The sequence below is a fragment of the Colwellia sp. genome (assembly GCF_013214175.1).
Taxonomy (GTDB): Bacteria; Pseudomonadota; Gammaproteobacteria; order Enterobacterales; family Alteromonadaceae; genus Colwellia.
This window is the reverse complement of sequence record NZ_JABSPA010000001.1, coordinates 154097-167377: the sequence shown is the minus strand read 5'-3', so window position 1 is coordinate 167377 and position 13281 is coordinate 154097. Positions and strand designations below refer to the sequence as shown.

12 protein-coding genes and 1 pseudogene are annotated in these 13281 nt (G+C 38.8%); 5 read left to right on the top strand and 8 right to left on the bottom strand.

Annotation, left to right across the window (positions count from 1 at the left end; translation table 11 throughout):
- Positions 1 to 149: 149 nt before the first annotated feature.
- Positions 150 to 1412: a sugar MFS transporter gene (locus HRT55_RS00725; RefSeq protein WP_291618075.1), complete on the bottom strand. Its 1263-nt coding sequence runs from the start codon at positions 1410 to 1412 to the stop codon at positions 150 to 152.
- Positions 1413 to 2022: 610 nt separating this feature from the next.
- Here HRT55_RS00725 and HRT55_RS00720 point away from each other — a divergent pair.
- The 5 genes and pseudogenes from HRT55_RS00720 to HRT55_RS00700 all read left to right on the top strand — a co-directional run bounded on the left by HRT55_RS00720 (position 2023) and on the right by HRT55_RS00700 (position 7446).
- Complete coding sequence (locus HRT55_RS00720) at positions 2023 to 3354, top strand: GH1 family beta-glucosidase (protein ID WP_291618073.1); 1332 nt, start codon at positions 2023 to 2025, stop codon at positions 3352 to 3354.
- Positions 3355 to 3412: 58 nt separating this feature from the next.
- Positions 3413 to 4948, top strand: a complete 1536-nt coding sequence (locus HRT55_RS00715; RefSeq protein WP_291618071.1) for an MFS transporter — start codon at positions 3413 to 3415, stop codon at positions 4946 to 4948.
- A 158-nt stretch (positions 4949 to 5106) separates the two neighbouring features.
- Positions 5107 to 5320: pseudogene (locus HRT55_RS00710) on the top strand (MFS transporter); the annotation flags it as partial.
- Between the two features lie 77 nt (positions 5321 to 5397).
- Positions 5398 to 6399, top strand: coding sequence for a LacI family DNA-binding transcriptional regulator (locus HRT55_RS00705; RefSeq protein ID WP_291618069.1), 1002 nt, complete (start codon positions 5398 to 5400; stop codon positions 6397 to 6399).
- 57 nt (positions 6400 to 6456) lie between these two features.
- Entirely contained in the window at positions 6457 to 7446 is a 990-nt protein-coding gene (locus HRT55_RS00700) for a glucokinase (protein WP_291618068.1), read from the top strand.
- 81 nt (positions 7447 to 7527) lie between these two features.
- Here the strand turns inward: HRT55_RS00700 and HRT55_RS00695 are convergent, their stop codons facing one another.
- The 7 genes from HRT55_RS00695 to HRT55_RS00665 all read right to left on the bottom strand — a co-directional run bounded on the left by HRT55_RS00695 (position 7528) and on the right by HRT55_RS00665 (position 13189).
- Complete coding sequence (locus HRT55_RS00695; RefSeq protein WP_057181681.1) at positions 7528 to 7854, bottom strand: YbaB/EbfC family nucleoid-associated protein; 327 nt, start codon at positions 7852 to 7854, stop codon at positions 7528 to 7530.
- A 133-nt stretch (positions 7855 to 7987) separates the two neighbouring features.
- Positions 7988 to 10165 carry a DNA polymerase III subunit gamma/tau gene (gene dnaX / locus HRT55_RS00690; RefSeq protein ID WP_291618066.1) on the bottom strand — a complete coding sequence of 726 codons (2178 nt, stop codon included), beginning with the start codon at positions 10163 to 10165 and terminating at the stop codon, positions 7988 to 7990.
- Between the two features lie 29 nt (positions 10166 to 10194).
- Positions 10195 to 10740 (bottom strand): adenine phosphoribosyltransferase, encoded by a 546-nt coding sequence (apt, locus tag HRT55_RS00685; RefSeq protein ID WP_291618064.1) that lies wholly within the window; start codon positions 10738 to 10740, stop codon positions 10195 to 10197.
- 114 nt (positions 10741 to 10854) lie between these two features.
- Positions 10855 to 11250 (bottom strand): response regulator, encoded by a 396-nt coding sequence (locus HRT55_RS00680; protein WP_291618062.1) that lies wholly within the window; start codon positions 11248 to 11250, stop codon positions 10855 to 10857.
- A gap of 154 nt (positions 11251 to 11404) precedes the next feature.
- Positions 11405 to 12082, bottom strand: coding sequence for a DUF1456 family protein (locus HRT55_RS00675; RefSeq protein WP_291618060.1), 678 nt, complete (start codon positions 12080 to 12082; stop codon positions 11405 to 11407).
- 67 nt (positions 12083 to 12149) lie between these two features.
- Positions 12150 to 12629, bottom strand: coding sequence for an aminoacyl-tRNA deacylase (locus tag HRT55_RS00670; RefSeq protein ID WP_291618058.1), 480 nt, complete (start codon positions 12627 to 12629; stop codon positions 12150 to 12152).
- 155 nt (positions 12630 to 12784) lie between these two features.
- Positions 12785 to 13189: a hypothetical protein gene (locus HRT55_RS00665; protein WP_291618056.1), complete on the bottom strand. Its 405-nt coding sequence runs from the start codon at positions 13187 to 13189 to the stop codon at positions 12785 to 12787.
- Positions 13190 to 13281: the final 92 nt, after the last annotated feature.

Below are 13281 nucleotides of genomic sequence, written 5' to 3'. Positions count from 1 at the left end.
ACCAATTCAGCGCTAAAGAGAATATACCCTTGCCCTAGTCCAAACAACGATTACAAAAAAGCTACACTGATTATGTTCAGTGTAGCTTTTTCAATAAAATCGTTTGAATAAAAAGCCGCTAGGCCCCCCAACAACACTTTTCTTAAAGTTTAAGCTGTTACGCTTGGTTTACTGCCAGACAGACCGTAATAAGCAATAAAGAAATAACAAAATATAGGTAAGATAAATGCTGACTGCACGCCAACACTGTCAGCTAATAATCCTTGAAAAAGTGGAATAATGGCACCACCAACAATGGCTAAACATAGAATACCTGAAGCTTGGCTGGTATGTTTACCTAAGCCTTGAATGGCTAAACTAAAAATTGTTGGGAACATAATTGAATTACATAAGCCAACCAGTAAAATTGCCACCATGGCAAGCGTGCCAGATGAGAATACAGCCACTAAAATTAAGATAACGGCCAGTGCGGCGTTAAAGCACAGCGCTTTACCCGCCGAAATTTTTTGCATAACTGCTGCACCGATAAAACGACCCACCATGGCGCCGCCCCAATAATAGGCAATATACTTTGCCGCTTGTGACTCTTCTAGACCGGCAATATTAGGATCAGCGAAGAAACTAACTAAAAAGCTACCAATGGCAACTTCAGCACCCACATAAACGAAGATACCAACAGCGCCAAGTACCAAGTGACGATATTGCCACGCACTACCATCATCTTCATCCTGAGCTTTCTCACCTTCTTCAACTGGAGATAAGTTAGGTAATTTTAACCAAGAAAAAATAGCGGCAAGCCCCAATAACATGGCAGCGAGAAAAACATAAGGCATTTGTACTGCTTCTGCTGACGCTTGGGCAGATAGTGCATCCGCTGCTTCATTTAAAATCAACAAGGCGCCAAAGAATGGCGCGACAGTAGTACCTAAGGCATTAAAAGCTTGTGTCATAGTTAAACGAGATGAAGCCGTTTTAGCATCGCCTAACATACTGACGTATGGATTAGCTGATACTTGCAATAAGGTAATGCCACTGGCAAGTATAAATAATGCCATCAAAAAAACCGGGTAGCTGTGCATAGAGGCTGCTGGATAAAAACATAAGCAACCAACGGCTGCTATCACTAGTCCTAAAGCAATACCTTTTTGATAACCCAGCTTTTTAACTATTGCGCCTGCAGGCAGTGAGACAAGAAAGTAAGCACCAAAGAAACAAAACTGAACTAACATGGCCTGACTGTAGGATAAATCAAAAACACCTTTTAAATGCGGGATCAAAATATCATTTAAACAAGTAATAAAGCCCCACATAAAAAATAACGAAGTTAATGATGTTAGTGCAAAGCGATAGTCGGCGCCTTGTGTCGCATCAGTCATATGTTGTGAGATACCAGTGTTTGACAATGAAGCCATAATGTCCCCTAATTATATTTAAAAATAATAAAGCACTCACAATGTAAGCGCTTTCACTTTTGTATTTAAAACTACCTTGGAATATTTTTCAAGCTTTTAAATCCCTTGAATAATTAAAAATCAGGTACGTAGTTCTATTAAAGTTAGTAAAGAATAAAATTGAAAAGCGCATTTTTTGCAAGCTATATTGCTAAAAGGACTTATATAATTAAGGCTGCTATGAGGAAAATTTACATAGTACATATCAATAGCGGCTTGCTTGGTAATAAAGCATAACTACTTAATGGCAACACTTTCATTAGGATCTTGATTAATCGTTACATTATTAAACAAGAAGGATGTTATTTAGAAGCCATAGGTTACCGAATCACGACATCACCACAAACCTACAACCACCTATATTTCAGCCACTTAGATATGATTCCGCTAAATCAAACTAAAATATGTTGACCTTAAGCAAAGAAAACACTAATCTAAATGTAAGCGCTTACATAGCTACATTAATAAACATACTAGAGTTTTTATCAACTCCATATGTAATTGCTTAGATAAAAATAAAATTAAGATAATCGCCAAACTCAGTTGGCTTAAAGACATAGGTATAAAGTTAATGACTGTTAAACTTACTCTACCCGCTCAATCTAAAATGTTATCACAAGATTTCATTTATGGTGTTGCCACCGCTTCTTTTCAGATAGAGGGAGGAGCGAATAGCAGATTACCTTGTATCTGGGATACCTTTTGCAATACCCCGGGTAAGGTAGTAGACAACTCGAATGGCGATATCGCTTGTGATCACTTTAACAATTGGCAGCAGGACATTGATTTAATTGAATCGTTAGGGGTTGATGCTTATCGCTTATCAATATCATGGCCACGAGTCATCACAGAATCTGGTGAGTTAAATCAAGATGGTGTTAACTTTTACCTTAATATATTAAATGAGCTACAACGCCGTAATATCAAAGCGTTTATTACCCTCTACCATTGGGATTTACCACAGCACCTTGAAGATAACGGTGGCTGGTTAAATAGAGAAACTGCCTATTTATTTGCCGCATATGCCGATAAAATCAGCCAAGCATTCGCCGGTAAAGTTCATTCTTATGCGACACTGAACGAACCTTTCTGTAGCGCCTTTTTAGGCTATGAAGCTGGCATTCACGCTCCAGGCATTGTTGGTAAACAATATGGCAAGAAAGCCGCCCACCATTTATTACTCGCGCACGGTTTAGCTATGCAAGTATTGGAAAAAAACAGTCCTGACACCTTAAATGGCATAGTACTTAACTTTACTCCTTGTTACCCCGAGTCTGATTCATTAGCAGATATAAAAGCAGCGGCTTTTGCTGATGATTATTTCAATCAGTGGTATATCAAACCTTTATTTGACGGTGAATATCCTGAAATAATGGCGCAATTACCTAAAGAGCATCAACCTGAAATTCTTGATGGTGATATGACAATAATCTCACACTCGATGAATTTTTTAGGCGTGAATTTCTATACTCGAGCAATTTATCGCGCCGATGCAGATGAGCATTTTTTACAGATAGATGCTCCAGAGCCTAGGACTGATATAGGTTGGGAGATTTATCCAAAAGCCTTTACCGAGTTATTGCTATCACTCAATGAAAAGTTCACACTTCCTCCTATCTACATCACTGAAAACGGTGCGGCAATGGCTGATAAGCTTGTCGACGGTGCTGTAAATGATACCGATAGAATAGACTATTACCAAAGTCATCTTAATGCTGTGCATGACGCTATTGAGCAAGGCGTACAAGTTGATGGCTATTTTGCCTGGAGTTTAATGGACAATTTTGAATGGGCTGAAGGTTATTTAAAACGCTTTGGCATTGTTTATGTCGATTACGAGTCGCAACTAAGAACAGTTAAAGCTAGCGGCCTTGCCTATAAAGCCCTAATAAGTAATAGATAACGAATAGATAGACTAAACATTTCAGCTAAGCATTGTAGCTAAAGGATAGGAACAGCAAATGACTAAAATTCCCTTTTATGAAAAAGTAGGTTACGCCACGGGCGACGCTGCAGCTAATCTAGTGTGGCGCGGCGCTTTAGCTTACTTAGCCGTGTTTTATACTGACACTTTTGGTTTAACCGCGGCAGCAGCCGCCATGCTATTTTTAGTGGTGCGTTTATCTGATGGCGTTACCGATATCATTATGGGCATGATTGCCGATCGTACCAATACTCGCTGGGGTAAGTTTCGCCCATGGATTTTATGGTCAACGCCCTTTTTAGCCTTATTTATGGTGTTATGTTTCACCACCCCTGATTTATCTGATAGTAATAAACTCATTTACGCTTATGTAACCTATATAGGTCTAACCCTTGCCTACACGGTAAATAATGTGCCCTACTCCGCTTTAATGGGCGTAATGACAGCAAGCGACACTGAGCGCACTAGTTTATCTGGCTTTCGCTTTGCTGGCGCTTTTGCTGGTGGTTTACTAGTGATGGGTTTCTTACCTGACTTGGTTGCCTATTTTGGCGACGGCAATGATGCCTTAGGCTATCAATATAGTATGTACATGTTTGCCGGTATTTTAATCGCCCTTATGGTGATAACTTTTGCCACAACCAAAGAACGGGTAACAACAGTCGTTGATGAATCAAGCAATTTAAAAACAGAGCTATTTGATTTAAGTAAGAACTTACCTTTTATCATTTTGCCTTTATTAGCCATGAGCTTGTTTTTCTATTATCGCGATATTTATAGTGGCATATTCTTTGTCATCATCATGACTTCTATGTGGCTGTTGATTAAGCGTTTAATCAACAATACTTCTGAGGATATGAGTGGTACTCAAAGAGATATGGTTGACCTACTTACCAATAAACCTTGGTTGATACTCTTAGGTATTGGCTTTTTAACCATGATGTTTAACGGCATAAAATACGGCACAATTGCTTATTATTTCAAATATCAAGTGGGCGATGAACTGATGATTGGTAAGTACTTCATCGCACTATTACTTGTGTCAATTTTAGGCGCCTTATGTACTGGTTATTTATCAAAACTGTTAGGTAAGCGCAGATTATTTATTGTCGCACTCATGCTTAGCGGTTTATTAACCGCCGCTTTCTATTGGGTACCTCAGGGCAATATCAGTGCTATTTTCATATTAGGTTGTAGTGCTGAATTCTTTGCCGCCATGATGCCAACGTTATTTTTTACTATGTTAGGCGACTCTGCTGACTTCTCTGAATGGAAAAATGGTCGCCGAGCAACTGGCCTCATCTATTCTGCGGGTACATTTGTGCAAAAAACCGGTGGTGGTTTTGCAGGCGCACTGGTCTTAGTTGTTCTTGCTAGCTATGGTTATGACGGTATGGACAAAGCCACTATCGAAGCCTCTTTGCCCGGCATGCAATTACTGATGAGTTGGATACCCGCTGCCTTTGCTTTTGCCGGCGCAGCATTAATGATGTTCTACCCATTAAGCTGTAAACAAAATCAACAAATAGGTAATGAACTAATACAACGTAGAGCAGAATTAGTAACGGCTTAATAATTTCCAACAGGGTAACTAAAACATAAAGTGCCTTGTTAATAATTACTGCGAAGACAAGTGAGCTTTGTAACAATGATTAGTGTTAGAGAAAAATAGCCTATGGCTTAGGCAATACCGCCAGTAATATCATCTTTCAAACGGTAATGATGTTTTTCGTTACTATTGGCGGCGCGCTGGCTGGTTATTAGCATTCTAGAACTACCAGGCAGATGTTGCTCAAACAGAAGCCACCAAACAAGGGATAATATTATCTTTTACTGTGTTACCGGCGTTAGGCTCATTTACTGTTGCTTAGGTAATGCGCAAATACACCTTAATAAACAGAAAGTAGTTAGAATACAAGCACAATTAACTACTGCTACTAGTTAACATATCGGCAAACATGTTAGAATTTTATCGTTAGAATTCAAAGTATTTACCACAACATTGCGCAACTTAGGAATAACATGGCGACTATATACGAAGTTTCAAAACTGGCGGGGGTTTCTTTAGCAACCGTTTCTCGGGTGATAAATAAAAACTCTCGAGTCAGCGATAAAACACGCCAAAAAGTTCAGGATGCCATGAAAGAGTTAGGCTATCGCCCTAATTCTATTGCGCAATCATTAGCATCCAATAGAAGCAATAGTGTTGGCATATTAGTTTCAGAATTACATGGCCCCTTCTTTGGTCAAATGATGGCAGGCATAGAATCTGAATTAAGAGTCGCTGGCAAACATGTAATTATTACCACAGGCCACAGTGAAGAAGATAAAGAAAAGGACGGCATTGAGTTTCTGATCAGCCGAAATTGTGATGCCATTATCTTACACGTCGAGGCAGTCAGTGATGCTTACCTTATTGATTTATGCAAAGGAAAAATGCCTATTTATTTCATGAGTCGATTAGTTGAAGGTTTAAATGACAACTGCATTAGCTTAGATAATGAATTAGGCGGCTACTTAGCAACCCAGTCAGTATTAGAGCAAGGGCACTCAGCTATTGCCTATATCGCCGGGCCACAATTTAAAGCCGATTCAAAAGACCGATTAGCTGGTCACAAACGAGCACTTGCGGATAATAATATAGCGTTTAGTGACACACTATATTTTGAAGGTGACTTTAAAGAAACCGGTGGTAGTGACGGCTTAAAATATTTCATTGATAGTAAACAGAAGTTTAGCGCCTTAGTTTGTGCCAATGATGAGATGGCTTCGGGTGCAATAACTTATGGCAGAGAGCAAGGGCTGTCCTTACCTAAAGATCTATCAATAATAGGCTTTGATAATATTATTTTTGCACGACATACCTACCCTAAACTGACCACAATAGATAATCCGGTAAATTTAATGGGCCATATGGCGGCAAAGTTAGTATTGAAAAACATTTATAAACAAAAGGATATGTCAATTACCCATTCTTTTGAACCGACGCTTATTACCAGAGATTCCCTTATTAACAAAACCTAGCCTAGTTGCTGATCCAGTTGAAAAACAAATACCTTTGAACGAGAAGTAACACAAAAGATGATGACCTCACAAGATACTCAAGTAATTAATCTGGTTGCTGATATTGGCGGTACCAATATCAGATTAGCGATTACCGAAAATAATAACATCACAGAAATCAATTGCTATCAATGTGCACAATTCCCAAGTTTGATTGATGTTATTCGCAACTATCTAGTAGAAAAAAAACTGACTAATGCCAGTATCAATGCTTGTCTGGCAATAGCTTGTCCAGCTGATGATGATTTAATTTCGATGACCAATTTACCTTGGCAGTTCTCTCAAAAAGAACTTAAAGCTGAGTTAAAGCTTAACAAATTAATGCTAATCAATGATTACACCGCTATTGCAATGGCGATCCCCATGTTAACAGATGGACAAAAAGTAAAGATTGGTGGCGGTGAACCTATAGCAAATAAACCTATTGCCGTTTGTGGACCAGGAACAGGCTTGGGCGTTGCTAACTTAATCCCTGTCAATAACAATTGGCATTGTTTGAGTGGCGAAGGCGGTCATATTGATTTTGCCCCTGTTGATGAGCTTGATATTCAAATATTGCAATACTTAAAAACGTTTAAGAAACGAGTATCCTATGAACAACTACTTTCTGGCTATGGCTTAGAGCAAATATATCAGGCATTAGTAGTTATCAAAAGTGAAGATTTATCAACGCCCTCTGAAACTAAGTTAACGGCGAAAGATATTAGTGCACAGGCTATAAATGGCAGCTGTCCATTGTGTCAGCAAGCCTTAGCTCAATTTTGTAAAGTACTGGGTAGTTTTGCTGGTAATCTCGCTTTAACAACAGCCTCTCTTGGTGGTGTTTATATTGCTGGCGGTATCGTGCCGAGGTTTATTGACTATGTTAAAGACAGCGAGTTTAGAACACGCTTTGAAACTAAAGGTCGTATGTCTCATTTAAACCAACAAACGCCTACTTACGTTATTACTGAAAGCCAGCCGGGTTTAATCGGGGCGGCGGCTTATCTTCATCAAGTTTGCCAATAACAAAAAAAAGCATTGCCAAAAACAAAAAAGCTCAAGCAATGCTTGAGCTTTTATATTTAAGAGCTAGCTTAGAGAAGCAGCCTAAAACGGCATTTTCATACCTGGTGGTAATTGCATACCGCCAGTAAGTGCGCCCATTTTATCTTTGTTCTGCTCTTCAACACGACGTACTGCATCATTTACTGCAGCAGCAAGTAAATCTTCAATCATGTCTTTATCATCATCCATTAAGCTGTCATCAAGCTCAACACGACGCACACTGTGGCTACCAGTCATAGTTACTTTAACCATGCCAGCACCGGCTTCACCAACAACTTCCATTTTTGCCAGCTCTTCTTGAGCTTTAGCCATTTTGGCCTGCATTTGTTGGGCTTGCTTCATTAAGTTGCCCATTCCGCCTTTCATCATGTTCTTTCTCCAATATTGCTAGGTTGTCTATTTTATACTTTGATTGTGCTATTTTACCTGAAAGACAGCAAGTTTTGAACGTAAATGAAATGAATTTATTCCGTTAGAACATTGCCCATTTCAAAGAGAAAAATTAACTTTCCCGTGGCGAGATACTCTCTTCATTTAAACTTGCTTGAAAAGTGTCTTGTAAAGCGATAACCACAGCATCTTCTTTTAATAAAGTCTTAGCATACTCAAGTCGTTTGTCATTAATTTGCACTTGGATTTGATAAGGATCAGCTACCGTTTCTTCAACAATAGCCAGGGTAACGGTAACTTGCCGAGATAGAAACTGACAAATATAGCTTTGTAACTGTTGTTGAGCGACCTCGGTATATAAATGCCGAGTTGCCTGATCTAACTTAAGAATTAAATTATCATCAGTCGAATCTTCACTAATGGTTGCATGAATCGCTAGTTGCCGAATACGCGCAGTAAGTTGCATAGAATCAATCATATGCGCCCACTTATCAACTTGATTCGCTTTTGTTATTTTCGCAGGATCAATATTATCTTGATGAAAGGGTACTTCTGGCTCTGGCGCTATAACAACACTTTCCGTTGCTGCTACTTGTGAGTCAACCGGTGCTTCGCTAATGCTGTTTTTATTACTATCTAGGTTACTAGACTGACGCAGAGCTGCGTCACTTGGCTTTTTTGCTTGCTTCTCCAACTCTTTCTTTCGACTACGAAGCATATTCCTCGTTGCGAGCACAGAGGCTACTGGACTATCAATACTAAGTTGCCCTTCTTGCACATTTGGACTAAACGGTGTTGGGATTTTTTGTTCACTGCTAGTAGGTATTGATGATACTTGCTGTGGAATAACCGGCGCTTTCTCTGGGATAACAGGTACTTGAGCCGCAACTTGTTGGCTCGGAGCTTGACTTGAAAAGTTTCCGGTATTATTTTTAAGTTCGACTGCTTGTTGCTCGATAGCAAGCATTTCATCATGCAATTGCTCTTGTTGTACATTGTCCGCGCTAGCAACAGACTCAACGTTAGTCGCTTGAACTTCAGGCTCAGGTTGAGCTACTACAACTGGAGTTTGAGGTAAATCAACGGCACTTGTCGGCACTTTAGCTTTTACCAGCTCAACATCATCGAAGTTAACCTCATTGATACTAGCGTCATTGCCCAGGCTATTGTTGCCGGTAACTGAATCATTGGTAAGCTGAGACTTTTGCATTGGCTTAAAAGCAAGTAAGCGCAATAAAGTCATATCAAAAGCGGCTTGCTCATCAAAAGCATAAGGTAAATCTTTGCGGCCATTAAGACTTATTTGGTAATAAAGCTGCACATCTTCAGCTAACATAGCTTTACTAAATCTCTTTAATAGCGCTAACAAATCAGCGGGTAAATCAAAATGCTGATCAACTATTTGCAGTAAAGCTATTTGATGGAATAACTGAATTAATTCCGCAAATAAACGGCTATAACTAGGCGCATATGAGGCTATTTCTTGTGATAACGCCATTAATGCTTGGCTGTCTTGTTTTAATAAAGCAATAACCAGCTGGTAAACCCAGTTTTGGTCGATACCACCAAGCATCTGTTGAATATTAACTAAACTAATACTTCCTCGCCCTTGAGCAATGGCTTGATCTGTTAAACTCAGTGAATCACGCATACTGCCACGGGCGGCTTTAGCGAGTAGAGTCAAACAACCTTGTTCATGACTGATTTTTTCATGAGATAAAATTTCAGCGAGCTTTTCTTCAATTTGCTTAACCGTTAAGGCTTTTAAGTGAAACTGTAAACAACGTGATAAAACAGTAACAGGTAGCTTTTGCGGATCAGTGGTCGCTAAAATAAATTTTACATGTTCAGGTGGCTCTTCTAGCGTTTTTAATAAGGCATTAAAACTATGACGAGATAACATATGCACTTCATCTATCAGGTAAACCTTAAATCGACCTCTGCTTGGTGCATATTGAACATTATCAAGAATTTCACGGGTATCATCGACTTTAGTTTTAGAAGCTGCATCAATTTCTAGTAGGTCAACGAAGCGACCTTGGTCAATATCAATACAGGCATCACATTCCCCACAAGGCTTATCGGTAATGCCAATTTCACAATTAAGACTTTTAGCAAAAATTCGTGCAATGGTAGTTTTACCAACACCTCGCGTGCCCGTAAAAAGATAGGCATGGTGCAAGCGCTGTTGAGATAAAGCATTGGCTAGCACATTGACAACATGCTCTTGGCCCATCAATTGTTGAAAATTTTTAGGTCGCCATTTTCTCGCTAAAACTTGATAACTCATATTAAATTACTTTTTGATTCAGTGACAAATTATTCGCCTTGATACTGAAGAAGCGAATAAGGGGTGATATTAATATCTGCAAGGCGTTTTTCGCCACCTAAATCAGGTAAAGAAATAACAAAACCAGCATCTTGTACTTGCGCACCAAGACGTCGGATCAATTTAGTTGTTGCCTCAATGGTACCGCCAGTTGCTAATAAATCATCAATGATAAGCACTTTATCTGCTGGAGTTAGCGCATCTTGGTGAATTTCTAAGATATCTTCGCCGTACTCTAATTGATAAGCCTGTGCATAGGTATCACGAGGTAACTTGCCTGGCTTTCGTACAGGAATAAAGCCTATATTCAGAGCAAGCGCCAAAGGGGCGCCAAAGAGGAAACCGCGAGCCTCAGTACCAACAACCTTGGTAAAACCTTTATTTCTGTAGGTATTGGCTAATAGCTCAATGGTTAAAGCAAAAGCCTCTGCATCTTCTAATAAGCTGGTGACATCGCGAAACAGAATGCCTTTAACTGGATAATCAGGGACAGTCTGTATCGCATTGAGCAATTGTTGTTGTTGGGTATTATTCATGATTTCGAAGCAGAAAGCCTTAGATAGGCTCGCTGTAATAGTAATAAATAGATATGTAAAGCATAAAGCAATTCTACTATTTTTTATAGCGATAATACGCCTGCTTAAGCAATATTATGAATTAACTTGCAAGCCCTCACTCTCAAAGCTTGAATCACTGAACTCTGTAATAAAACTTAGTAATAACTCTTTATTAATAGGCTTATCGATAACGCGATCAAACAACGAGAATTCAGGCAAACCTTTAAGGGTATGACTACCCTGGGTTGTCATAAATATGATTTTAGTATCAGCAAGTTCGGGGATTTTTTTTAAGTTTTTAGTAAGCTGTAGCCCATTCATCAAAGGCATTAAATGGTCGATAATAAAGAGCTGGTAATTGCCTTGTTGTGCTTTACCTAAAGCATCTAGACCATTAATCGCTTTATCAACATTATGCCCCTGTGAAATGAGTAACTCTGTTAGTAAATCTTGAACAGTTTTTTTGTCATCAACAACTAATATATTCATATACATTTTTAACAGTTATAGCTAATTTTGCGCGGATCTTACCCTATAATTATTTCAGTTTATAGGGTAATCGTAGATCAAAGATGAAACAAAATAATTTCAATGTAACGCCAACTTAGCACTAATGTATAATTTCATTGCCAAAGACTTATCTTTACTTGGACAGTTTGAGCTTTTGACGTTTAGGATTATCCGTGCTGTTTGGGTTAACATAAATATTACTAGCATTTGGCCTTGCCCCTTCTACCCATGGCGATGAGGGCTTTTCTTTATTCGTTTCACTTGTTTTATTTGTTTTTTTCTTAGCGTAATTGCCTTTGTCATTACCTGGTTTCGCAGGTTTATCTGTTGAACTAACTATTTTCTTACTTCTTTCGACATGATATTTTTTATCAATAGCCTGTAACAAGTTTCGTAAAACCTGATCTTTACACTCTCGATAATGTTTATGATCAACTTTACGTGAAAAGGCACTTAATTCCGGTTTGCTTAGACGAAAGTCAACGGTTTCTAGCAGTGAAATTAATTGTTCAGCTTGTAGATTAAGTGCGATCTTAAGTTTTGTTAAAATAATATTATTGGATAGTCGCTTCTCTGGTATCGCCTGAGCACCAGGTTTTTTACCACGTTTTTCATTTATAAAGCCATTGAGAAATATTGCTAATTTGGTATCAAATAATGAAACAAAGTCGCCATCATCGTCTTTTTTCAACCATTGACTTATTTGTTCACGGCTTACTTCCTCACCTGCAGAGGCAAAAATCGCTACCATTTGTTTATCATTAAAATTAAAGGTGTAACGCAAGCGGCGTAAAACATCATTATTGTTCACGGTAATATCCAGTACATAAGCATAAGAACGCTATTATACACACTAAGGCTAATAGCTAACATAACTGTTAGTGAAATACTTCTCTGCTAAAGTGCAGCTGTTTGCCAGATGTCATTAACGTTTTGAAGTCATGCTGATTAACACAAAGTAGCGTCTCATGATCGCCTGCTTCGAGGTAAACTTTTGATAATTTAGCTAACTCTTGTTCACAAACCATACTCAAATGATAAGCATCCGCCGCTGGGGGGACAGCGCCAGGATTACAATCAGAAAATACCTGATAGACTTCCTGCTCCTTCATTAATTGATAGCTACCATGTAGATTATCATTAAGTGCAGATAGGCTAATTTTGTCAGCCGCGGGTAGTATCGCCAGCAACTTTTTATCTTCATGATTTTTCAACAACACAGCTTTGGCTATTTGTTTTAAAGAAATATTAGCTGTAATTGCCGTGCCAACAGAACTATTACTGTGGAAATGTTCAACCACTTGGTAAGGAATGCATTTTTCAGTTAAATAGCGAGTTAGTCGGGTTGAAGTGTTCATATAAACCTCGGATACAGTAAGTATGCTTATTACAGTATAGCTATATATAGCCAAGTTACTTGATGATGACCTTACGGTGAGTGCCTTAGTTTATTAGCCACAAAAAACGGGCCTTAGCCCGTCATTTATTCATTACCTAATAGTAAGTGAGGGAATTAGCCACCACACTTTTTACTTTTGTCTTTCATTTTACCTTCACCGCACTTGCCCTCACCACATTTTCCTTTTTTAGCGGCTTTCATTTTACCTTCGCCGCACTTGCCTTCTTTAGCAGCGTTCATTTTACCTTCGCCACACTTGCCTTCTTTAGCAGCGTGCATTTTACCTTCACCACACTTGCCTTTTTTGTGGTCTTTCATTTTACCTTCCCCACACTTACCTTTTTTACCATCTTTCGCTTTACCTTCACCACATTTAGTATCGGTGTGTTCCGCGGCAATAGTGACTAGTTCATTGGCTGCAAAAGGGTTTGTCTCTGCTTTTGCCACATTACTAGCAAAAAGGCTAAAAGTAAGTAAGCCAAGTACCGCTGCTATTGATGATTTCTTAACTATATTCATGATTTATTTCCTTTATCTTTACTGATTTGTTTGTGATCTCATTATCATTGAGATTTAGTGATATGACTTTTTACATAGACCTGAGCGGGTAA